19 protein-coding genes and 1 riboswitch are annotated in these 23,070 nt (G+C 58.6%); of the genes, 6 read left to right on the top strand and 13 right to left on the bottom strand.

The features are described 5' to 3' along the window. Positions 1 to 73 precede the first annotated feature (73 nt). On the bottom strand, positions 74 to 868 hold the full coding sequence (locus ASF69_RS00280) for a response regulator (RefSeq protein WP_062584217.1): 795 nt from the start codon (positions 866 to 868) through the stop codon (positions 74 to 76). A gap of 139 nt (positions 869 to 1,007) precedes the next feature. On the opposite strand from ASF69_RS00280, the gene ASF69_RS00275 reads away from it, so the two are divergent. Beyond that, positions 1,008 to 1,208 carry a NepR family anti-sigma factor gene (locus tag ASF69_RS00275; protein ID WP_062584215.1) on the top strand — a complete coding sequence of 67 codons (201 nt, stop codon included), beginning with the start codon at positions 1,008 to 1,010 and terminating at the stop codon, positions 1,206 to 1,208. Beyond that, a complete protein-coding gene (locus ASF69_RS00270; protein WP_062585510.1) occupies positions 1,208 to 1,774 on the top strand; it encodes a sigma-70 family RNA polymerase sigma factor in 567 nt (188 codons plus the stop codon). The genes ASF69_RS00275 and ASF69_RS00270 overlap by 1 nt, the downstream gene beginning before the upstream one ends. Positions 1,775 to 1,826: 52 nt before the next feature. On the opposite strand, the gene ASF69_RS00265 is transcribed toward ASF69_RS00270, so the two are convergent. Further along, positions 1,827 to 2,297, bottom strand: a complete 471-nt coding sequence (locus tag ASF69_RS00265) for an Lrp/AsnC ligand binding domain-containing protein (protein WP_062584213.1) — start codon at positions 2,295 to 2,297, stop codon at positions 1,827 to 1,829. A gap of 83 nt (positions 2,298 to 2,380) precedes the next feature. On the opposite strand from ASF69_RS00265, the gene putA reads away from it, so the two are divergent. Further along, complete coding sequence (putA, locus tag ASF69_RS00260; RefSeq protein WP_348271358.1) at positions 2,381 to 6,133, top strand: trifunctional transcriptional regulator/proline dehydrogenase/L-glutamate gamma-semialdehyde dehydrogenase; 3,753 nt, start codon at positions 2,381 to 2,383, stop codon at positions 6,131 to 6,133. A 66-nt stretch (positions 6,134 to 6,199) separates the two neighbouring features. On the opposite strand, the gene ASF69_RS00255 is transcribed toward putA, so the two are convergent. Further along, a complete protein-coding gene (locus ASF69_RS00255) occupies positions 6,200 to 7,735 on the bottom strand; it encodes an aldehyde dehydrogenase family protein (protein WP_062585508.1) in 1,536 nt (511 codons plus the stop codon). Between the two features lie 133 nt (positions 7,736 to 7,868). On the opposite strand from ASF69_RS00255, the gene ASF69_RS00250 reads away from it, so the two are divergent. Continuing rightward, positions 7,869 to 8,780 carry a LysR family transcriptional regulator gene (locus tag ASF69_RS00250; RefSeq protein ID WP_062584208.1) on the top strand — a complete coding sequence of 304 codons (912 nt, stop codon included), beginning with the start codon at positions 7,869 to 7,871 and terminating at the stop codon, positions 8,778 to 8,780. Positions 8,781 to 8,789: 9 nt separating this feature from the next. On the opposite strand, the gene ASF69_RS00245 is transcribed toward ASF69_RS00250, so the two are convergent. Further along, positions 8,790 to 9,677, bottom strand: a complete 888-nt coding sequence (locus ASF69_RS00245) for a DMT family transporter (RefSeq protein WP_062584206.1) — start codon at positions 9,675 to 9,677, stop codon at positions 8,790 to 8,792. A 166-nt stretch (positions 9,678 to 9,843) separates the two neighbouring features. Continuing rightward, a complete protein-coding gene (locus tag ASF69_RS00240; protein WP_062584204.1) occupies positions 9,844 to 11,058 on the bottom strand; it encodes an adenylate/guanylate cyclase domain-containing protein in 1,215 nt (404 codons plus the stop codon). A gap of 233 nt (positions 11,059 to 11,291) precedes the next feature. Between ASF69_RS00240 and ASF69_RS00235 the strand changes: the two genes are divergently transcribed. Next, complete coding sequence (locus ASF69_RS00235) at positions 11,292 to 12,599, top strand: UDP-glucose/GDP-mannose dehydrogenase family protein (RefSeq protein WP_062584202.1); 1,308 nt, start codon at positions 11,292 to 11,294, stop codon at positions 12,597 to 12,599. Positions 12,600 to 12,611: 12 nt separating this feature from the next. After that, the gene (locus ASF69_RS00230) at positions 12,612 to 13,628 is read left to right on the top strand and encodes an NAD-dependent epimerase (protein ID WP_062584200.1); all 1,017 of its coding nucleotides are present in this window, start codon (positions 12,612 to 12,614) and stop codon (positions 13,626 to 13,628) included. Positions 13,629 to 13,655: 27 nt separating this feature from the next. Here ASF69_RS00230 and ASF69_RS00225 read toward each other — a convergent pair whose 3' ends face one another. From ASF69_RS00225 to ASF69_RS00190, 8 genes are all read right to left on the bottom strand, one after another. Next, positions 13,656 to 13,967, bottom strand: coding sequence for a hypothetical protein (locus ASF69_RS00225; RefSeq protein WP_062584197.1), 312 nt, complete (start codon positions 13,965 to 13,967; stop codon positions 13,656 to 13,658). A gap of 182 nt (positions 13,968 to 14,149) precedes the next feature. Continuing rightward, entirely contained in the window at positions 14,150 to 14,596 is a 447-nt protein-coding gene (locus ASF69_RS00220) for a pseudoazurin (protein ID WP_062584195.1), read from the bottom strand. Beyond that, on the bottom strand, positions 14,589 to 15,386 hold the full coding sequence (locus ASF69_RS00215) for an ABC transporter ATP-binding protein (protein ID WP_062584193.1): 798 nt from the start codon (positions 15,384 to 15,386) through the stop codon (positions 14,589 to 14,591). Before ASF69_RS00215 ends, ASF69_RS00220 begins: the two co-directional genes overlap by 8 nt. Next, positions 15,383 to 16,402: an iron ABC transporter permease gene (locus ASF69_RS00210; protein ID WP_062584191.1), complete on the bottom strand. Its 1,020-nt coding sequence runs from the start codon at positions 16,400 to 16,402 to the stop codon at positions 15,383 to 15,385. Before ASF69_RS00210 ends, ASF69_RS00215 begins: the two co-directional genes overlap by 4 nt. A 2-nt stretch (positions 16,403 to 16,404) precedes the next feature. Further along, positions 16,405 to 17,436, bottom strand: coding sequence for an ABC transporter substrate-binding protein (locus ASF69_RS00205; protein ID WP_062584189.1), 1,032 nt, complete (start codon positions 17,434 to 17,436; stop codon positions 16,405 to 16,407). Positions 17,437 to 17,623: 187 nt separating this feature from the next. Further along, positions 17,624 to 17,855, bottom strand: a riboswitch (cobalamin riboswitch). A 135-nt stretch (positions 17,856 to 17,990) separates the two neighbouring features. Further along, complete coding sequence (locus tag ASF69_RS00200) at positions 17,991 to 20,330, bottom strand: glucose/quinate/shikimate family membrane-bound PQQ-dependent dehydrogenase (RefSeq protein ID WP_062584187.1); 2,340 nt, start codon at positions 20,328 to 20,330, stop codon at positions 17,991 to 17,993. Positions 20,331 to 20,394: 64 nt separating this feature from the next. Beyond that, on the bottom strand, positions 20,395 to 21,357 hold the full coding sequence (locus ASF69_RS00195) for an asparaginase (protein ID WP_062584185.1): 963 nt from the start codon (positions 21,355 to 21,357) through the stop codon (positions 20,395 to 20,397). Beyond that, on the bottom strand, positions 21,354 to 22,829 hold the full coding sequence (locus ASF69_RS00190; RefSeq protein WP_062585507.1) for an amino acid permease: 1,476 nt from the start codon (positions 22,827 to 22,829) through the stop codon (positions 21,354 to 21,356). The genes ASF69_RS00195 and ASF69_RS00190 overlap by 4 nt, the downstream gene beginning before the upstream one ends. Positions 22,830 to 23,070: the final 241 nt, after the last annotated feature.

Raw genomic sequence — 23,070 nt, 5'->3', positions numbered from 1 at the left:
ATGCCTGTGAAACATTCCGACGTCAACGCCGGGCCTGAACCCGAGTTCCAAATCTTTTCCGAATCAGTGAAGTTTAAGCGGCGACACGTGAACTTTCATTGAAGAAAAGAGCCTGGCTGATGAGTGCCTTGACCATATCCGGGTTGAACGGCTTGGTAACAAGGAAGGTCGGCTCAGGGCGCTCGCCCGTCAGAAGGCGTTCTGGGAAGGCCGTGATGAAGATGACCGGCAGCGTCGTCATCTGCAGGATTTCCTTCATTGCTTCGAGACCCGAGCTACCATCGGCAAGCTGGATATCGGCAAGGATCATCTTTGGCTGTGTGCGATGGAAGAGTTCGAGCGCTTCCTTATGGGTGCGCGCAATGCCGGTCACGTTGTGGCCGAGGTCGGTGACCATCTGCTCGATATCCATGGCGATCAGAGGCTCGTCCTCGATGATCATGATATCGGTGGCAACCTGACGTGCAATTTCGGACGCGGCTTCATCGATCAGCTGGCTGACTTCGCTTTCCGGCACGCGCAGCACTTCGGCCACTTCCGCAAGAGAAAATTCCTCGACCGTCGTCAGCAGGAACGCCTGGCGCGGGACGGCGGGCACGGCGGAAAGGTTCGCGGAAGCGCGCTTTTCCCAGCCTGTAAGGTTCTCGTCATTCTTAATGTTGATGGTGACGGAACTAAAGATGGAGACAAACAATTGGTAAAGCGAAACACGATCGCTGCTTGTCTGCGGAAAAATGCTGACATCGGCAATCAATGCTTCAAGGCTGGCAGCCACATATGCGTCGCCGGTGGACTGAGAACCGCAAACAGCACGGGCAAACCTGCGGAGGTAGGGCAGATGCGGTGCGATGCGTGTAGAAACTGACATGGAATTCTCCCCTGTTCATGCGGTTTGCAGCGCAAACCTGAACGAAAAAACGCGGCGTTGCGAAAATAGTTCCCTTTTCCTGGAACTATTTTTATTGCCATGCATTATAGACGACGTCACCAGAGGAATACCGGAAATCATGAGCATGTTTCAATCGGACCAGGATCCATCTGACAAGGGAACGTCGCCGACCGTCCCCGATTCGGGTCGCGCTGTTATCTCGCGAAAATTACGTGAATTATATGACGCAGTGCAGGATGAAGGCATTCCGGACAAATTTCTCGATCTTCTCGAAAAGCTCGACGAAGCTGAAAACAACGCAAAAGCTTCGAGGGGATGATGGCCACAGATCCGAGCAAGAACGAATACAATTTCAAGCGCGAAATGCTGGCCGCTCTGCCAAACCTCCGCGCATTTGCCATCTCTCTCATCAGATCCCGCGACCGTGCTGACGACCTTGTACAAGATACGATCATGAAGGCGTGGGCAAAACAGGAAAGCTATCAGCCTGGCACCAATATGCGTGCGTGGCTTGTGACAATCCTGCGCAACGAGTTTTACAGCCAGATCAGAAAATCCGGCCGCGAAGTTCAGGATACCGACGGCGCATACACATCGCGCCTGTCCGTGCCTCCGGAACAGCATGGCTCTGTCGATCTTGCAGACTTCAAGACGGCGCTTGCCAAGCTTCCTGAAGACCAGCGCGAAGCTATTTTGCTGATCGGTGCATCCGGCTTTGCCTATGAGGAAGCTGCGGAAATTTGCGGCTGCCCTGTTGGCACCATCAAGAGCCGTGTCAGCCGTGCCCGCCTTCGCCTTCAGGAACTGCTTGGCATCGAGGACGAGAACGAGTTTGGCCCGGACGCACAGATGACTGCAGTCACCGCTGCCGCTGCCGTTCGCTAACCTTCGGCAATCAGAATATGAAACGGCGTAGCCCAAGGCTGCGCCGTTTTTTTCACATTCCGACATCCTTGACCGACTGCATGACGACAAAGGTCGACGTGTTGGCCACGCTTGGCAGGCTGGAAATTTTCTCTCCCAGAACGCGACGGTATTTGCGTATATCGGTCGTGCGCACCTTCAAAAGATAATCGAACGCGCCTGCGATCATGTGGCACTCCTCCACTTCCTTGATCTTGCGAACCGCCGCGTTGAAATCCTCCAGCGCCTTTTCCCGCGTGTCCGATAGTTTCACTTCGGTAAAGGCAATGTGCTCCAGACCGAGCTTTGCCGGGTTGAGCATGGCACGAAAGCCAAGGATGTAACCTTCATCGACCAGCCGCTTCAGCCGTGTCTGGCAGGGCGTCTTGGAAAGGCCGACACGCCTGGAAAGCTCGAGAATGGACATGCGGCCATCATCGCTCATCGCTTCCAATATCTTCATATCGAAGTGATCGAGATTGCCTGCTTCTGGCGTTTTTGGCATCCATATTGCCTTTTCTACTGCTAATTATAAGTCATTTCGTCCTGATATATCGCTAAAATAGGACCATAGCAATTTTTGCAGCAATGATATTCTGGGTGCTGAAACGGAGCGACGGAAATGTGCGCTCGCGGCAGAACTTCAGGGACCGGGCCATGTCGGAAAACGCAACGACCATCACGACACATGAGACAAATGACACCGGCGGGCTCTTCGAGCATTTCGCACCACCAGCGCAACCGCAAAGCGCGCTCCGTCAAGCCATAACCGCGGCCTATCGCCGGCCCGAGCCAGAATGCATGGTGCCGCTGCTTCAAGCCGCAGACGTCTCGCCGGAGCAGGCCGCCACCATCCGCACGACGGCACGCAAGCTGGTGCAGGCCCTTCGCTCCAAGGCAAAGGGCACCGGCGTCGAAGGGCTGGTGCAGGAATATTCGCTGTCCAGCCAGGAGGGCGTGGCGCTGATGTGCCTTGCCGAAGCGCTGCTGCGTATTCCCGATGCCGCTACCCGCGATGCGCTGATCCGCGACAAGATCGCCACCGGAGACTGGCGCTCGCATCTGGGTGGTGGCAGGTCGCTCTTCGTCAACGCCGCTACCTGGGGGCTGGTGATTTCCGGCAAGCTGACATCGACGGTCAATGACAAGGGGCTATCCGCGGCTCTGACCAAGCTCATCTCGCGGGCCGGAGAGCCGGTCATCCGCCGCGGCGTCGATATGGCGATGCGGATGATGGGCGAGCAGTTCGTGACCGGACAGACGATTGGCGAAGCCATCAACCGCTCCAAGCCGCTGGAGGCGCAGGGCTTCCAGTATTCCTATGACATGCTGGGCGAGGCCGCGACCACGGCAAAGGATGCGCAGCGCTACTACCGCGATTACGAGAACGCCATCCACGCCATCGGGAAGGCTTCGGCCGGTCGTGGCGTCTATGGCGGCCCGGGCATTTCCATCAAGCTGTCCGCCCTTCATCCGCGTTATAGCCGTTCGCAGGTCGAACGCGTCATGGCCGAGCTTTTGCCCAAGGTCAAATCGCTGATGTTGCTTGCAAAACGCTACGACATCGGCCTAAACATCGACGCCGAAGAGGCAGACCGGCTGGAACTGTCGCTCGACCTTCTGGAAACGCTTTCGCTGGACCCGGAGCTGGACAACTGGCACGGCCTTGGCTTTGTGGTCCAGGCCTATAGCCGCCGCTGCCCCTTCGTGCTGGACTACATCATTGATCTGGCCAGACGCTCCAACCGTCGCATCATGGTGCGGCTGGTCAAGGGTGCCTATTGGGACGCGGAGATCAAGCGCGCGCAGCTGGATGGTCTCGAAGACTTCCCCGTTTTCACACGCAAGGTCCACACGGATGTGTCCTATATTGCCTGTGCGCGCAAACTGCTGGCCGCCCGCGATGTGATCTTCCCGCAATTCGCCACCCACAATGCGCAGTCTCTGGCAACGATCTACCACCTTGCCGGTCCAGACTTCAAAATCGGCGACTACGAATTCCAGTGCCTGCATGGCATGGGAGAGCCGCTCTATAGCGAGGTCGTCGGCAAGCAGAACCTCGACCGGCCGTGCCGCTTCTACGCGCCGGTTGGAACCCACGAAACGCTGCTTGCCTATCTGGTCCGTCGCCTGCTGGAGAACGGTGCCAACTCTTCCTTCGTCAACCGCATAGCCGACCCGAACGTGGCAGTCGATTCCTTGCTGGAAGACCCTGTCGCAGTTGTCAGATCCATGTCGGCTCCGGGTGCGCAGCATGACAAGATCGTCAAACCCGCCCGTCTCTATGGCACTCGAGAGAATTCATCCGGGCTCGATCTTTCCAACGAAGAGACACTCGCTTTGCTGGGCGATGCGCTCCGTACCAGTGCACAGATGGAGTGGAAGGCTGCATCGCGAAACGCTTCCGGCACAACGAGGCCCGTATTGAACCCCGGCGACCTCAACGATGTCGTGGGTAATGTGACCGAACCCACGCCCAGCGATGTTGATGCGGCACTTGAAGCCGCCGCTGCTTCCACATGGCAGCACACCAGTGCCGAAGAGCGCGCAGCCTGCCTCGAAAAGGCAGCCGACATGATGCAGGCAAAGCTTCCCGTCCTGCTTGGCCTGATCATGCGCGAAGCGGGAAAATCCGCCCCCAACGCCATTGCAGAGGTCCGCGAGGCCATCGACTTCCTGCGCTACTACGCCGCCCAGGCGCGCAGGACGTTCAGCGCGGAGCAACAAGCCCTTGGGCCGGTGGTCTGCATCAGCCCATGGAATTTCCCGCTCGCCATCTTCATCGGACAGGTGGCGGCAGCACTGGTGGCCGGAAATCCGGTTCTGGCAAAGCCTGCCGAGGAAACACCGCTGATTGCTGCAGAGGGCATTCGCCTGCTGCACGCCGCAGGCATTCCCACAGATGCGGTGCAACTGCTGCCGGGTGATGGCAAGACGGGTGCGCAGCTTGTCGGCGCTTCGCAAACGGCAGGCGTCATGTTTACCGGCTCCACCGAGGTTGCCCGGTTGATCCAGAAGCAGTTGGCCGCGCGCGTTTCACGAAACGGACAGCCCATTCCATTGATCGCGGAAACGGGTGGACAGAACGCCATGATCGTCGATTCCTCTGCTCTGGCCGAACAGGTGGTGGCAGACGTGATCGCGTCGGCCTTCGACAGCGCAGGGCAGCGATGCTCGGCGCTGCGCGTGCTCTGCCTTCAGGACGATGTGGCCGATAGAACGCTGACGATGCTGAAAGGCGCGCTACACGAATTGCGCATCGGCAGGACGGACCGGCTTTCTGTCGATGTCGGGCCTGTGATCACGCAGGAAGCCAAGGACAATATCGAAAAGCACATCGAGGCGATGCGCGCGCTTGGCAATTCAATCGAGCAGATCACGCTTGCCGGTGAGACCGACAAGGGCACATTCGTTCCCCCCACCATCATCGAATTGCGGGCGCTCTCCGACCTCAAGCGCGAAGTCTTCGGGCCGGTGCTGCATGTCATCCGCTTCAAGCGCGAGAAGCTCGACCGCCTCATCGACGATATCAACGCAACGGGCTATGGCCTGACCTTCGGCCTGCACACCCGCCTCGACACCACGATCGCGCATGTGCTGTCGCGAGTGAAGGCTGGCAATCTCTATGTCAATCGCAACATCATCGGTGCGGTCGTGGGTGTGCAGCCTTTCGGCGGGCGTGGACTTTCCGGCACCGGGCCGAAAGCCGGTGGACCGCTCTATCTCGGACGGTTGACGGATACACAGCCCCTCACCGGCTTCGTCGGCGCGCAGGATAATGCCGCTCTTGCGGAACTGATCCGCTGGCTTGAGGAGAAGGGTAAGACACAAGCCGCGCAGGCTGCCCGCCATCAGGGACAGATTTCCGGGCTTGGCTTCGAAACCGAGCTTGCCGGACCAGTGGGCGAACGCAATCTCTATGCCCTGCATCCGCGTGGCCATGTTCTTCTGGCCCCGCTGACGGCAAACGGGCTCTTTTGCCAGCTGGCGGCGGCACTTGCGACAGGCAACAGGGTCACAATCGACAGGGCATCCGGTCTGGAGGCGGAGCTGAAAGGTCTGCCAGCCAATGTGGCGACGCTTGTTACGTGGTCGGATGACTGGGCGGGCTCCGGCCCATTCGCCGGTGCCTTGGTTGAGGGCGATGCCGACCGGGTGCGGCAGGTCAATGCCCGCATTGCCGAGTTGCCAGGCCCTCTGGTTCTCGTTCAGGCCGCAACGACTGCGATGCTGGAGACGGGCCAGCAGCCCTACAATCTCAACTGGTTGCTTGAGGAAGTCTCCGTCAGCGTCAACACGACGGCAGCGGGCGGCAATGCCAGCCTGATGTCGATAGGCTAAAAAAAATCGCTGGCGAGAACCCAATCTCGCCAGCGGTTGTTTTGAAGCTTATTCGACGAAGCCAGATTACTCGATATCGAATGTCACGCCCTGCGCCAGCGGCAGCGCCTTGGAATAGTTCACGGTGTTGGTGGCGCGGCGCATATAGGCCTTCCACGAGTCAGACCCGGATTCGCGACCGCCACCCGTTTCCTTCTCACCGCCAAAGGCCCCGCCGATTTCCGCACCCGATGTACCGATATTGACATTGGCGATACCGCAATCGGAACCGTCAGCCGCCAGGAAACGCTCGGCTTCCTGCAGATCGCGGGTGAAAATGGAGGAGGACAGGCCAGCGGCAACGGCGTTGTGATCGGCGACGGCCTGGTCGAAATCGTTGTATTTCATCACATAGAGAATGGGCGCGAAGGTTTCTTCCAGCACAGGTCCGACCTGCTTTGGCATTTCGACCAATGCTGGCTTGACGTAATAGGCCGTGTCCTTGCCCGCGTCGGCAACACGTTCGCCACCAGCGATGACACCTCCATGCGCCTTGGCCTCGTTTAGCGCCTTCTGCATTCCATCAAAAGCAGCCTTGTCGATCAGCGGGCCAACAAGTGCGGAGGTTTCCAGCGGGTTGCCAACGGAGACAGATGCATAGGCCTTCTTCAGGCGCGGAACGAGCTGGTCATAGACGCTGTCATGCACGAAAAGACGGCGAAGCGTCGTGCAGCGCTGACCGGCGGTGCCCATCGCGCCGAAGGCGATGGCGCGCAACGCCATGTCGAGATCGGCGGAAGGGCAGACGATACCGGCATTGTTGCCGCCAAGTTCCAGAATGGCGCGGGCGAAACGCTTGGCAAGGCGCGGACCCACATCACGGCCCATGCGGGTGGAACCGGTGGCCGAAACCAGCGGCACCTTGGGATGATCGACGAGCGCTTCGCCAACAGTGCGATCACCGATGATAAGCTGGCTCAAACCATCAGGCGCATCACCGAAGCGGGCGACGGCACGCTCGAAAATGCCCTGAACGGCCAGCGCCGTCAGCGGTGTCTTTTCCGATGGCTTCCAGACGACGGAGTTGCCGCAGACCAGCGCGAGTGCTGCATTCCACGACCAGACGGCGACGGGGAAGTTGAAGGCGGAGATGACGCCGACGACACCCAGGGGATGCCAGGTTTCCATCATGCGGTGGCCGGGGCGTTCGGTGGCGATGGTGAGACCATAAAGCTGGCGGGACAGGCCGACCGCGAAATCGCAGATGTCGATCATTTCCTGGACTTCACCCAGACCTTCGGACGGGATCTTGCCCGCTTCAAGCGAGACGAGACGACCAAGGTCATCCTTGGCGGCACGCAGTTCTTCACCCAGAAGGCGCACCAGCTCGCCGCGCTTTGGCGCTGGCACCAGACGCCATGTCTTGAAAGCAGCGTCGGCCTTTTCGATGATGGCAGCGACATCGCCAGCCGATACCGTCTTCAGCCGTGCGATCTCTTCGCCGCTGACAGGGCTGAAAGACGCCATGTCGCCACCCTGATAGAGTTCAGGGGAAACACCCATCTTTGCCAGAAGCGCTGCGGCTTCCTTGACGACATCGACCTTCGTTGCTGATTGGCTCATGACAATGGCTCCTTGGTTGCGCTGACAGGACATTGACGCGACGCAATACCCGTTTCATTCTCTTTCCTGATGATATACGGCTTCAAGCGCCGTTTTCAAATGAGTAAAGCGGTTGGGTTGATGCGAGACTGGAATGGACACACGCAGACGGCTGGTTCCCGACATTGTCACCCTGCAGGCATTTGAGTGTGCCGCAAGGCACGGCAACTTTACGCGTGCTGCGGAAGAACTGAACCTGACGCAGAGCGCCGTCAGCCGCCAGATCAGCGATCTCGAGGCCCAGACGGGGATGCTGCTGTTCGAGCGCATTCGCCGCCGCGTGGTTCTCTCCGATGCAGGACGCAAATTCCTGCCCGGCGTTCAGAAGCTGCTGCAGCAATCGGAACAGTTGATGGTGCGCGCGGTAACGTCAGGCGCGTCAAGCGCGTCGCTGACAATAGCGACACTGCCAACCTTCGGCAGCCGCTGGCTTACGCCGCGCTTGCACAAGTTCCTCGCCGCGCAGCCGGAAACGGTGCTGACCGTGGGATCGCGGTCCCAGCCCTTCGATTTCGACGAGGAAGGCTTCGACATCGCCATTCACTATGGTCAGCCTGTCTGGGCGCATGGGACCTGCACTTTCCTCTGTGATGAGGTGATTGTGCCGGTTGCGAGCCCAGCGCTCTTGGCATCGCGCCCTGTCGAAAATCATGAAAAGCTGATCGAAGGTCCGTTGCTGCACGTGACAACACGCCCGAAGCTGTGGACGGAGTGGTTCGAAATGAACGGCATTGCGTCGGATCAGGCTTATCGCGGCAGCCGTTTCGACCAGTTTTCAATGCTCATCGAAGCTGCCGTCAGCAGCCTTGGATTTGCGCTGCTTCCGAAGTACCTCATCGAAGCCGAGCTGAAATCCGGTCTCCTGCAGGTGGTTTTTGATGTGCCGCTGCAGACGGAAAACAGCTACTACATCGCCCTGCCCGAAGGCCGACAGGACAATGTTCTGGCGCGCGCTTTCCAGAACTGGCTGCTGGAAGAGGTCGGCAGGCCCGTTCAGGCGGGCTGAGGCGAGCTTTTACAGGCGGTTGCGGAAAAACGGGTTCCAGCGGACGACCCCAAGGCGAATTCTCTCGCGCATCATCGTCAACAGGCCCGCCGAGGCGATGACCACAAGTCCGCAGATCGCCAGCGTATCCGGGTACTCGCCAAAGAAGAACGCACCAATCGCCACCGCCCACAGGATCTGGGAATAATGCGATGGCGCAATCTGGCTTGCGGGTGCAATCTTCGTTGCCGTCAGCAAGGTCATCTGGCCAACCGCGGTGCACAGGCCGATGATGATGAAGGCGGCGATCTGGTGAAGTGTCGGCATCTGAAACTCCGGTATCATCAAGACACCGTTGAATGTCAGGCCGTAGATGATCAGCACGCCCATGATCGACGTGCGTTTTTCCCGCCCTGCAAGCGAGCGCAACAGGACGATGGTAAGCCCGGCCAGAAAGGCCACGCACAGAGCTGCGATATGGCCAAGCTCCAGCGTCTTGAAGCCGGGGCGCACCACCAGGAGCACACCGACAATTCCCGCCATGACGGCAGACCAGCGCCAAAGGCCGATATCCTCCTTCAGCACCAGCGCCGAGAGAATGGTAACGAAGAGCGGCGAGAGAAAGATAAGCGCATAGGCTTCCGCCAGCGGCACGCTCGTGAAGGCGTAAATACCGAGAATACCTGCAAAAAGGCCCGATATTGCCCGCCCGTGCACCGCAAAGGGTCGGCTCATGCGCCAGAAATGGCGCCATCTTTCCTCTTTCGGTTTTAGGAAGAAGATCAGCGATGCTGAAGACAGGATACTGAAAAAGCCGATTTCGAAGACGCTGACCTGAGAGCCGAGCGACTTGATGGTGGCATCTCCCCAGGAAAAGCTGGCATAGGCAAGCAATCCCAGTAGAAAACCTCTTTGCATGGCGACCGATCCCGACCGGAGAAAAGGTAACCGCCCGACAGCGAAACGATGCCAAGTTGACGGTGATGTGACGATAGCCCCCTCACCTCGCTACGCCTGACATCGTTGATTCACAAGGCATGAAAGCGGAAAAATCGTTCCCTCGAGTCCCAAGCCAGTCGTTGCGTCAGGAAATTTCAGGATCGATGGTGAAAAGCTCGTGCGCCCGGGCAAAACCGCGCAAGGCATAGCGCCCGATTGAAACCATGAGGCCCCGCATCTCTTCGGGACAGGAGGCGGTAAATTCGCGCGACATCACGGTATCCCGGTCGACCGAGCTGCACAGGCTGCTGATGCGGCTGACCATGTTGACCGCCGGTCCCACGACCGTGAAATCGAGGCGATTTCGGCTGCCGATATTGCCGTAGAAAACCTCCCCCACATGCAGGCCGAGATAAACATCCGTCGTCGGCAGACCTTCCATTTTGCGGCGATGGTTGAGCACGGTCAGGTTGGTTCGCATGGTGATCTCGGCCGCCAGAGCCGATGCACAGTCGGATTGCTGGTCACCGTCACGAAAGATCGCCAGAACGCCATCGCCGATCAGTTTCAAGACACTGCCGCCATGGGCGTGAATGGCATCGATGACCAGACCGGCGTAGTCGTTGAGGAAGGGGATGATCTGGTCAGGCTCCGCCCTGTCGGAAATGCCGGTAAAATCCCGCAGATCCGAAAACCAGAGAACGGCCTCTATCTTTTCCACCTCGCCTCTGGTGATCGTGCCGCTCATGACCTTTCGGCCAGCGTCACGGCCCAGATAGACATCGCTGATGGTTTCTATGATCCTCATGCAGCAGGCCGCCTTGAAGGCCAGCGCGAGTGTCGGCAGCAATATACGCAGTGCTGCCAGCTCATCATCATGAAAGCCTTCCGGATGCCGCGTCAGCCACTGCGAATAGAACGCATTCATTTCGCCGATGCTGCCGCGATCCGTAAAGCGGTGGATCGCCGCCAGATAATCGGTGTGTCCCGCGCTTTTCAGCTCGGAAAGCTTCGGAAACTTGAGTTCGTCATCCAGATGAAACCGGTGTCTGGCCTCATGGGCATTTTCCTTGATGAGATGGAAAAACACGGAACTTTCCCAGTCCTCGCGCGCCTTTCCATCATCGGTAAAGTCATAGACGGTCGATGGGTCGAAAACATCGTGGCTGTCCCAGCGGAAAGCGTGCCCTTCGAAATCGGGATGCAGCGTATCCATCAGGATAAGCGCCGAGGAAATGCTGATGCCGGCGGCGTTGCATCGCTCGCAAAAGCCGGAAAGCAGCGCTTCTTCCGCCACCCCTTCGTATCCCTGCTGCGAAAGCCAGAGTGAAATGTCCGAAAGGCGGGATTGATCGACCATGAGTGCCTTTGTCCTTAACGGGAAATCTGATGAGATACGGTTGATCAACGCTTCGCAAGAGCGACGGTGCCGCTATTTTGGCGTGACAGGCAAGAAATTCTGGAAATCGACCTTTGCAGTATGGCGCTACGCTTGGCCACGGCGGTGAAGACGGTTAAACAGCTACTCAAAATTCTGTTTGACGCACAAGCACGGCTGGACGATTTCCAGCCCTGATCCCGAAAGGTTTTTCGATGCGTATAGTAATGATTGGCTCCGGTTATGTCGGGCTTGTTTCCGGTGCCTGCTTTGCCGATTTCGGCCACGACGTCATCTGCGTCGACAAGATGCCGGAAAAGATCGAGGCATTGAAGAATGGGCAGATCCCGATTTTCGAACCGGGCCTGGATGTCATCGTTGCCAATAATGCCAAGGCTGGCCGCCTGAGCTTTACGACTGATCTGAAAAGCGCCGTTGCCGATGCCGATGTGGTCTTCATTGCTGTCGGCACGCCATCGCGCCGTGGCGATGGCCATGCCGATCTGGGCTATGTCTATGCCGCAGCCCGCGAAATTGCCGCAGCCGTTACCGGATTTACCGTCATCGTGACCAAGTCCACCGTGCCTGTCGGCACCGGTGACGAGGTGGAGCGCATCATCCGCGAGGAAAATCCGCAAGCTGATATCGCCGTCGTGTCCAACCCGGAATTCCTGCGTGAAGGCGCTGCAATCGATGACTTCAAGCGCCCGGATCGCATCGTCGTCGGTCTTTCGGACGAGCGTGCCCGCCCGGTCATGACCGAAGTCTATCGCCCGCTTTACCTCAACCAGTCGCCGCTCTTGTTTACGACGCGCCGCACATCCGAACTGATCAAATACGCCGCCAATGCGTTTCTCGCCATGAAGATAACCTTCATCAACGAAATGGCCGATCTGTGCGAAAAGGTCGGCGGCGACATTCAGGACGTCTCGCGAGGCATCGGGCTTGATGGCCGTATCGGCGCAAAGTTCCTGCACGCAGGCCCCGGCTATGGCGGCTCCTGCTTCCCCAAGGACACGCTGGCGCTGGCCAAGACGGCGCAGGATTACGACAGCCCCGTGCGCCTCATCGAGACGACGATAGCGATCAATGACAACCGCAAGCGCGCCATGGGCCGCAAGGTGATTGCCGCCGTGGGTGGCGATATCAGAGGCAAGAAGATTGCCGTGCTGGGCCTGACGTTCAAGCCGAACACGGATGACATGCGCGACAGCCCGGCCATTGCCGTCGTTCAGACATTGCAGGATGCCGGAGCGAAAGTAACCGGTTACGATCCTGAAGGCATGGCAAACGCACGTCCCCTGATGGATGGCATGGACTATGCTGCGGGCCCTTACGAGGCGGCGCAGGGTGCCGATGCCGTGGTTATCGTTACCGAGTGGAACCAGTTCCGTGCGCTCGATCTCGACCGCCTCAAATCGATCATGGCAGCGCCCGTTTTCGTGGATCTGCGCAATATCTACCGCCCGGAAGAGGTCACCGCCCACGGCTTCACCTATGCCGGCATTGGCCGTTCATCATAACAAGGCGATAACATGCGATATCTGATTACCGGAACGGCTGGCTTCATCGGCTTTCATCTGGCCAAGCGTTTGCTGGACGACGGCCATTTCGTCGTCGGCTTCGATGGCATGACGCAATATTACGATGTCGCCCTGAAGGAAAAACGCCACGCCATTCTGGCGCGCTCCAACGGCTTCAAGGCGCAGATCGGAATGCTGGAAGATGCCGATGCGCTGAACCGCGCCGCAGATCTCGCCGAGCCTGAGGTCATCATCCACCTCGCCGCGCAGGCGGGTGTCCGCTACAGCATCGAATGCCCGAAGGACTACGTGAACTCGAACCTCGTCGGTTCGTGGAATATTCTGGAACTGGCCAAGACGCTCCAGCCCAGGCACCTGCTGCTGGCCTCGACCTCATCGATCTACGGCTCCAATGAAAAAGTGCCTTTCGCCGAGAGCGACCGGGCCGATGAGCCGATGACGATCTATGCCGCCACCAAGAAGTCGATGGAGCTGATGGCGCATAGCTACGCTCATCTGCACAAGGTGCCGACCACGGCTTTCCGCTTCTTCACCGTCTACGGCCCATGGGGCCGCCCGGATATGGCGCTGTTCAAATTCGTGGATGCGATCCTGAAGGGTCAGCCCATCGATATCTATGGCGAAGGTAAGATGAGTCGTGACTTCACCTATATCGACGATCTCGTCGAAGGCATCATCCGGCTAAGCCACATTGCGCCATCGGAAGACAACCGCGTCACGCAAGAGGGCGTGACCGACACGCTGTCGAAACATGCGCCCTTCCGCGTCGTCAATATTGGCGGCGGCCAGCCGGTGGAACTGATGCGCTTTGTCGAAACGGTCGAGGACGTCCTTGGCCAGAAGGCCATTCGCAACATGCTGCCCATGCAGCAGGGCGATGTGCCGCGGACCTTTGCCTCGCCCGATCTGCTGCGGGCGCTGACCGGCTATGCGCCCGACATCACCATAGAAAAAGGCGTTGCCTCCTTCGTGGAATGGTACCGCAACTGGCAGTCCGGCAAGGCCTGATCATCAGGCCTGCCGGTCCAAAGCAAATTAGCTGTTTGCCTCTTCGTTCTCACCGGCCTGCAACAGGCGGGTGAGTTCGGCGCAATTCGGGTCGCTTGCGTCAAGCAGTTGCGTCGGAGACGTCCAGCCAAATGTGTAGCCTGCCGCCGTTGCGATCGCCCATGCGGGATCTTCACCGGCGCGTTGCAAGAGCTTTGGGCCCTGCGCGGAAATGCACTGCTGCGATTGCTGGATGGATTGGGCGGATGCATTGGCACCCTGAATCCGGTCCTGCACCTCGGCCTGAATGGGGTTGAGAATAAAAAGCGTGACGAACCACGCGGCAATATCGGAAAACATGCGCTAACCTCTGCACACTCGGCGAAGACATCGGAAAAGGTCCGACATCGTGAAAGCGCCGAGACTTTCACCAGAGGGGCCCGGACCAGCGGGTTGAGTGAGATGTGGGAGGCCGTCTCTCCAATTCAAGGGATAAACGGCCCCAAATATTCAACTCATCGCGCGAGGCGCCGACCTGCCGTTCAGGGTTTTGCCTCTGCCGCGGCAAGCAGCGCATCGAAGCGCGGCTTTGCCCGGGCAGGATGCTCCACCGCCTTGTAGCTATCGGGAAGCTGAGCATCTCCGACCTTGATCAGCATCACCATGCCCATGCCGTAATGCGGCGAGCATTTGATGCCATAAAAGCCGGGGTGATCGAGGGCTATCTCGAATGCCTCGTTGATCTTGCTCTTGAAGCCGGTCGCGCCCTCCGGCACCATGCCCTCGATGGTCGCGACATTGTGGCTCTTGTGGGTGGGAATGAACCGCACCGTGTCACCCGGCTTCAATGCCACGAAATCCGGTTCAAAGACCATTGAACCTTTTTCGCCCTGATTGAGCATCTTCACTTCGAATGTTTCGGCAAGCGCCGCAGACATGGCAAGGCAGGAGAAAAGCGCGGCAGCGGAAAATGTCTTGAGACTATTCATCTGATATCCTTGGAATAAAATCTTTATCGCGAGGAGGCTGGTAGCGGATGTGGCAGATGTCCCCCTCCCCCCGCTCGACAAGCACCTCCACGCCGAAGACGTCGCCTATCAGAGCCGCCGTAAAGATGCTGGATGGCGGGCCGAGCGCGACAAGTTCTCCGCCTTTCATCACGGCAACACGATCACAGAACATGGCCGCATGGTTGAGGTCATGCAGGGCGGCGGCAACGGTCAGCCGCTGTTTGCGCACCAGATGTAAAAGGGCAATCTGGTGACCGATGTCGAGATGGTTGGTCGGCTCGTCCAGAAGCAGGATATTGGGCTTTTGCGCAAGCGCCCGGGCGATGTGAAGCCGTTGCCGCTCCCCGCCTGACAGGGTGTGCCACATGCGTTTGGCCAGATGCCCGGCATCCACGTCGCGCAATGCCTGATCCACAATGGCATCATCCTGCGCCGACCAAGGGGTTAGTGCGCCGATATGCGGTGTGCGGCCAAGCTCCACGGCCTGACGGGCATCAATCCGCTCCTGCGTTTCGGCCTGTTGCTCGACAAAGGCGATGGAGCGGGCCACATCTCTGCGGCTGAGGCTCTGGATTGCCTTGCCGTCCAATGCGACCTCACCCTGTCCAGGTTTTCTGATTCCGCAAAGAAGGGACATCAGGCTGGTTTTACCTGAGCCGTTCGGTCCGACAATGCCGAGAAACTCACCGGGCCTGATATCGAGACTGACATTTCTGACAATGTCCACGCCACCCGCCGACCAATGGAGATTTCGTGCTGAAAGGATCATGGCGTGCTCCGGCGCTGGCACAGGATGAGTGCGAATGCGGGCGCTCCGAACAGGGCGGTGATGACACCGATGGGCAGCACCTGCCCCGGTATCATGGTTCGCGACACAATATCGGCACCGATCATGAAGATTGCGCCGATAAGCGCGGCAAAGGGCAACAGCCGACCGTGCCGGACGCCGACAATCATGCGGGCCGCATGTGGGATGACCAGCCCGATAAAGCCGATGGAGCCGACGATGCTGACCATGATCGCCGTCATCAGCGCCGATATGCCCGCCAGAACAATATAGACGCGGCGAACGGGAATGCCGAGAGAGGCCGCCGATTGCGAACCGAAGGTAAAGGCATCCAGCGCACGTGAATGCCAGAGGCAAATGGCAAGGCCGAGCACGGTCGCCGGCAGCGCCAGCCAGACATCCGGCCAGCGAACGCCTGAGAGATTGCCGAGCAGCCAGAACATGATGCCACGCGCCTGCTCGGCATTGGCGGCCTTGGTCACGATGAAGGATGTGAGCGCGTTGAAAAGCTGCGACCCTGCCACACCGGCCAGAATGATCGCGCTATTGCCGCGCCCGGCACGCAGTGCCAGAAGGCTGACGAGGGTAAAGGCCAGAAGTGCGCCCAGAAACGCGCCGAGCGGCATGGTCAAAAGCCCGGCCCCGAAACCCATGATGGCAACGCTGACCGCACCCATCGATGCACCTGCCGAAATGCCGAGAATATAGGGATCGGCCAGCGGATTGCGCAAAAGCGCCTGCAGGACGACACCTGATACCGCTAGTGCCGCGCCACAACAGGCCGCGACCACCGCCCGACTGAGGCGATAGTTCCAGATGATGCCCTCATCGATGGCATCCAGCGGATAATCCGCATGAAAGACGCGATTGGCGACCGTTCTGGCGACGACATCCATGGAAATGGATGTCTCGCCAATGGCTGCGCCAAGCCAGAGCGCAAGGCCCAGGAACCCGGCCGCCAGCAGGACGGCACGGGTGATGGTGAAGCAAGCGCGCATGGTTACCTGGCAAGGCCAAGTTGAACGACCGCATTGGCCAGAACTTCTATGCCATCGATGGTGCGGATTGTCGGGTTCATCGCCTGCGCATCCATGACAACGACATGGCCTTGGCTGACCGCAGGCATCAGGCTCGTAACCGGATCTTGCTTCAGGAACTTCTCCTTGACGACAACATCGTCAGCCGGAAAGCGTCTGCGGTCCATCTTGCCGACAACCACCAGCGACGGCTGAGACTTGGCGATGGTTTCCCAGCCCACGGTTGGCCACTCTTCTTCGCTGTCGATGACGTTTTTGATGCCGAGCGCCGACATGATGTAGCCCGGCGCGCCATTTTTGCCTGCGACATAGGAATCGATATCCAGCTCGGCGCTGGAGAACCAGAAGACGGCAGAGAGCTTGCCATCGACGGAGGCAATCTTTTTGCGTGCGGTTTCTTCGCGGGCCTTCAGATCGGCCACCAGCTTTTCGCCCCGGTCCTGAACATCGAAAATCTGCGCGAGATCGGTGATTTCCTGATAGATCAGATCCATGGTGAAGACGGAATGACGCACGCCATCACCGCCGCCGGTATTGTCCTTGCCGACGCAATCGGCAGGCGATGTATAGACGGGGATCTTGAGTTCCTCGAACTGCTCCGGCTTTGCCACCACGCCTTCCGGGCCGACATGCCACTGGAACTGCGCCGTCACCAGATCCGGCTTCTTGGCGAGAACGCTTTCGAAACTCGGATCATTGTCCGCCAGACGGTCGATCTTCGCATTGGCCTCTTCATAGCCCTTGATGACAGGGCCGATCCAGACCGCTGTTCCGACGACCTTGTCGGCAAGGCCGAGCATATAGAGAATTTCCGTGGTGCTCTGGCCGACGGAAACCGTGCGTTGCGGCGCGTGGGTAAAGGTAACGTCCCTGCCGCAATTCTTCAGCGTCAAGGGATAGGTGGTCGCAGCAGCGAGGGCGCCGCTTGCAGAGATGCCAAAAGCGGCGGCAGCAAAAATCGCAGAGCTTACGGCTCTTTTGAAATTGAATGTCATTTTCGATAGTCCCCGATCGTCAGCGTCTGCGCATCCAGGCAGACATGATTCAACACGTTTGAACGTCAATCCGTAACGACGCGCGTCAGGACGAACCGAAACCGGGACATGGCAAAAGGAATAGAGCGCCGGCAGGCGCAAGATACAATCACGATGATCTCCTGTTCCGGGCATCCCCGCCCGTGAATTGGATTGAACACATGACGGCAGGTCTCCTGGCTCACGGATTGACGTCTTGACCCGACCTTCCCGCGATGTTGCTTCGCAGTGGCATGGCGCCAGAAAAACCAGCGCCAAAAGGGTTAGACAATCCGCTCACAGTTGCGGGGGCAGCTACGGCATCAGGCCCGAAAGCCCTCACCGTATTCCCTATTATTCCTTGCGATTGCTCGCTCGAAACCGTCGCGACCAGATAGCCGTATTCCAAACCCGCCGTCAAGCGGAGCTTTTTGTTATGTTATTACATTTCAATTGAGAAGCCTAATTCTTCTTCGACAATGAAAAAAGCCGGGAATCTCTTCCCGGCTTTCGATCATGGAGGTTTTTTTGCCGTTTCAGGGCAACGTGTAGGCGATGACATAGTCACCCGGCTTGGTTCCGACAGATCCATGCCCACCGGCAACCATGACGACATATTGCTTGCCGTCATCCGTGGCATAGGTCATGGGCGTTGCCTGTCCGCCTGCAGGAAGCCGCCCCTCCCACAGTTGCTTGCCCGATGTCAGATCATAGGCGCGCAGATAGTTGTCGACGGCGGCACCGAGGAAAGCCACGCCACCCTTGGTAATCATCGGTCCACCGATGCCGGGCACGCCGACCTTGAAGGGCAGAGGCAGCGGCGTCATGTCATAGACGGTGCCGTTCTTGTGCTTGTAGGCAACGTCGCCCGTGCGGAGGTCCGCGCCTGCCACATAGCCCCATGGTGGAGCCTGGCAAGGAATTCCGAGCGGTCCGAGGAACGGGCCCATCAGCACGCCGTAAGGAGCGCCATCATTGCGGTTCAGGCCCTGTTCGCTCCCCTTTTCATCCTGGCCGCGCGGGGGAATCTCGCTGCGAGGCACGAGCTGCGATGTGAAGGCAAGGTAGGTCGGCATTCCGAACATGACCTGACGTTCCGGATCGACCGCCACGCTGCCCCAGTTGAACGTCCCGAAATTACCCGGGTAAACCAGCGTTCCATTCAGCGATGGAGGCGTATAGCGGCCCTCATAGTTCAGCTGGTGGAACTTGATGCGGCAGGCCAGCTGATCGAACATGGAGACGCCCCACATGTTGCTTTCCTGCAGCGGATCCGGCTTGAACGACAGAGCCGATGTCGGCTGGGTCGGCGCGCTGAAATCCTCGGGGATGGCACCGCCAGGCGCTTTCTCCTCGGTCACGGCAAGAATCGGCTCGCCAGTGCGCCGGTCGAGCACGTAGATGTCGCCCTGCTTGGTGGGTCCAACCAAGGCAGGAACCGTCTGGCCGTCCTTCTTCGTGATATCAAGCAACACTGGCTGTGCCGGGACGTCCATGTCCCAGAGGTCGTGGTGCACCGTCTGGCGCACCCAGCGATCCTGCCCGGTGTTTACATCGAGCGCGACGATGGACGACGAATATTTCTCGACATTGGCGCTGCGGCCCATGCCAAGCTGGTCGGGAACCTGATTGCCGAGCGGGATGTAGACGAGCCCCAGCGCTTCATCGACACTGAAGACCGACCAGCTGTTGGGCGAGTTCGTCGTATAGGTCTGGCCCGGCTGAAGCGGTTGGGTCTGGGTAGGATTGCCCGAATCCCAGTTCCAGATCAATGCGCCGCTATTGACGTCAAACGCCCTGATGACACCGGATTGCTCCTGTGTCGAATAGTTGTCGTTGACGGCACCACCAATGATGATCTTGTTGCCCGCAATGGCGGGTGGGGATGTGGAGTAGTAATATCCGGCCGGATTATGCTCCATGCCGCTTTCCAGATGCAGCGTTCCCTGGTCAGCAAAGCCTGTGCAGACCTGGCCGTTTTCGGCATCCAGAGCAATGAGACGCGCGTCCGATGTCGGCAGGTAAACGCGGGTGGCGCAGGGCGAACCAGCCTGTGCCGTAGGCTCGGCGTAGTAGGTCACACCGCGGCATGTCTGATGCTGGCGATCCGGGTTCAGACCGGCATTGGGATCGTATTTCCACTTTTCCTTGCCGGTTGCCGCGTCAATCGCGATGGCCCAGTTGTGTGGTGTGCACAGGTAGAGCGAGTTGCCGACTTTTAAGGGAGTCACCTGATAGGTAGTCTCGCCCACATCATCGGGCAGTTTCACATCGCCCGTCTGATAGCGCCATGCTTCCTTGAGCTCACCGACATTGTTTGCCGTGATCTGCGTAAGCGGCGAATAACGCTGGCCGTAATTGGTGCGTCCATACTGATGCCATTCATTATCAGGCACCGCATTGCCATAGGAAGGCGCAGCCGTCACGATCTCCTGCGGAAGGTTGCCTTCCATGTCATGCGGGTCCTGCGTCATCGCAAAGGCGGCAGCGCCGACCGACACAAGAACAGCGGTCAGAAGAGGCACCGCATTGGCGCCATAGGACGTGCCAGTCGGGCTGGTAAAGCCGAGCGGCTTTCTGATCCAGGGCATTAACAGCCACATGCCGACGACAATGATGAAACCGCCACGCGGTCCCAGCTGCCACCAGTCAAAACCGACTTCCCACAAGGCCCAGAGAAGAGTTGCGACAACGAAAGCGGCATAGAAATGCAATGCCACCTTGTTTCTTTGAAACAATAAGACGGCCGTCACGACAAATGCGACGCCCGCCAACGCGTAATAAAAACTTCCGCCCAGCATGATTAGCTGAGAACCAAAGCCGAAAATTGCAAGTCCAATAAGAGTCAGGACGACTGCAGTCGATGTTACTGCCATAAAAGGCCCCCGGTGGTCTCCCAGCCGGTGAAACGACATCAGGCCACAAAGGTTCCTGAAAAAATCATGGTTTCGCCACTTTTTGGAAATCGTTGAACGCATCTACCATCTCGTCCCGGCTTTTCGAAGACGCGATCATTGCGGCAAGAAGGATTCTGGCCTGCCCTGCCCGCAGGGTGCGACAGTGGATGGCGCCCGCCTCTCCCAGATCGTGACCGCCGCCGCCGCCGCCATAACCGGCCACCAGCCCGCCAACCGGAACCCGGCTGGAAACGACGACCGGAACCCCCTGGCTGGCGCAGCGACTGACCGCATCCACCACCAGTGCGTTGGCATTGCCGGAACCCAGCGCCGAAAGGACGATGCCTTTGGCGCCCGCAGCCAGGCTCGCATCGATATGGATCGCGTCGCAGCCGGGATAGATGGCAACGATATCGACCCTGATATCACTGACGCTGGCCGAAAAGCCGGGGCTTTTCAGGCAGCCGGGTTGCCCGGAAAGATCGAAGGCATCCCGCTCGTCGGCAGAACGTTTGTAGAGCCCCCACACGGGCAGCAGCCTGCCTCCAAAACATAGAAGGACACCCTTCTGCGTATTGGATGGATCAGCCGCCGCTGCGATGGCCGCCGACAGATTGCCTGGCCCATCGGCCTGCGGATGATCGGCGGTAAATTGCGCGCCGGTAAAGACGACCGGCTTGCTCAGGCCATGCTGCAGATGCACGAGCAGAGCGCTCTCTTCCATTGCATCCGTACCATGGAGAATGACGACGCCTGACACTGCCGGGTCGGCAAGTTCCCGCCCCACGGCATCGCTGATGTCCTGCATGTCCTTGATGGTCAGGCTGGACGAATCCTTCGCCATCAGCTCGACCGGCTTGACCGCAACATCGGCATCGGAAAGGCCGGAAATAAGATTTTCGCCTGAAAGACTAGGCTTTGCGGCACCGCTCTCATCGCGTTTGCTGGCAATGGTGCCGCCGGTGGCTATGACAGCCACCAGCAATTTCGATTCAACAATGCTCACTTCTGTCCCCGCGCGGCTGCGCTTCCTAACGTGTCTGCCTTCGCCAGCTCATGTATGCGATTGCGCAACAGATACCACCCTGCAACAAGAGCGGGCACGATGACGATGAGCGAACCCACGGTCCATGTGCCTGCCGGATAATCAAGCGCCATCAGTACCAACACAGCGAAGAGAAAGACAAGCGTAAGAAGCCCGGTATAGGGCGCGCCAATCATTCTGAAATCCGGACGTTTCATTTCCCCCCGCCGGGCCAGGTGCCACAGCTTGAGTTGGCATAACACGATGGCACCCCACGCGCAAATGATGCCGAGTGCCGCTACATTGAGGGCAATTTCGAAGGCGGCGGAAGGCACGATGGCGTTGAGAATGACGCCGATGACGGTCACGACAGCCGTCACTGCAATGCCGCCATAGGGCACGCCCGCCTTGTTCATCTTGGCGAGAGCCGCAGGCGCCGAGCCGGAAACCGCCATCGAATGCAGGATGCGTCCGGTGGAATAAAGCCCGGCATTGAGCGAAGACAAAACGGCCGTCAGAACGACCAGGTTCATGATGATATCTGCGCCTTCGATGCCGATAGAGCCGAAGAAGGTGACGAAGGGGCTCTCGCCAGCCTTATATGCCGTATAAGGCAGGAGAAGGGTCAGGAGCAGGACGGAGCCGACATAGAAGACCAGCAGGCGGAAAACCACGGTGCGGATTGCGCCGGGAATGACCTTGCGCGGATCTTCGGTTTCACCCGCCGTCGTGCCGATCAGCTCGATGGAGGCATAGGCAAACAGGACGCCCTGCACGATGATGAAAGCGGGAAGTATGCCATTGGGGAAGAACCCGCCATTATCGGTAATAAGGCTGAAACCGGTGACATGCCCTTCGATGGGCGTGCCGAAGATGACGAAATAAACGCCAACGACCAGGAATATCGCAAGCGCCACCACCTTGATCAGGCTGAACCAGAATTCCAGCTCGCCGAATACTTTGACCGACAGCATGTTCATGCCCAGCACGATGATCAGCGCGCCAAGGGCAAAGACCCACTGGTCGATACCCTGCATCCACGGCACATATTGCTTGAAGAAATTCATGTAGATGGCGACCGCCGTCACATCGGCGACCGATGTCATGGCCCAGTTCAGCCAATACATCCAGCCGACGGCAAAGGCCATTTTCTCGCCGTAGAACTCACGGGCGTAGGAAACGAAAGAGCCCGAGGTCGGGCGGTGCATGATCAATTCACCAAGCGCGCGCAGAACGAGAAACGCAAACAATCCGCACAGGGCATAAACGAAAATGAGCGAAGGGCCTGCGACGGCAAGACGACCGCCCGCCCCCAGAAACAGACCCGTTCCAATTGCCCCGCCAATGGCGATCATCTGGATCTGACGCGGCTTCAGTGCCTTGTGGTATCCTTGATCTTCCTGGATTTCCACGTCACGTTCGTGGCTGGCCTTGTCCAACTTGTTCACTGACATCGCCCCTCCCTCAGAGCTTTTGTCATCGACGGGTGCCATTTGTCTCGGACAGCTGTTCCGATCCGACCAACCCGACGATCATCGGTTTCAAATTTAAATATCAGACATCGCTGCAATAAGCTTTTCTGTAATGCTGTAAGACAGCTGATGTCCAGATACTGACGTCGTCATCTTCGGTCAACCCTTAGCTCCCACCCGTTGACGACCTGTGATAGTAGGCGTACAAAATCAAAATCTGTCA

This window comes from Rhizobium sp. Leaf311 (assembly GCF_001423445.1).
Lineage (GTDB): Bacteria > Pseudomonadota > Alphaproteobacteria > Rhizobiales > Rhizobiaceae > Agrobacterium.
Note: the sequence above shows the minus strand (reverse complement) of the source record. Positions and strands in the feature narration are given on the sequence as shown.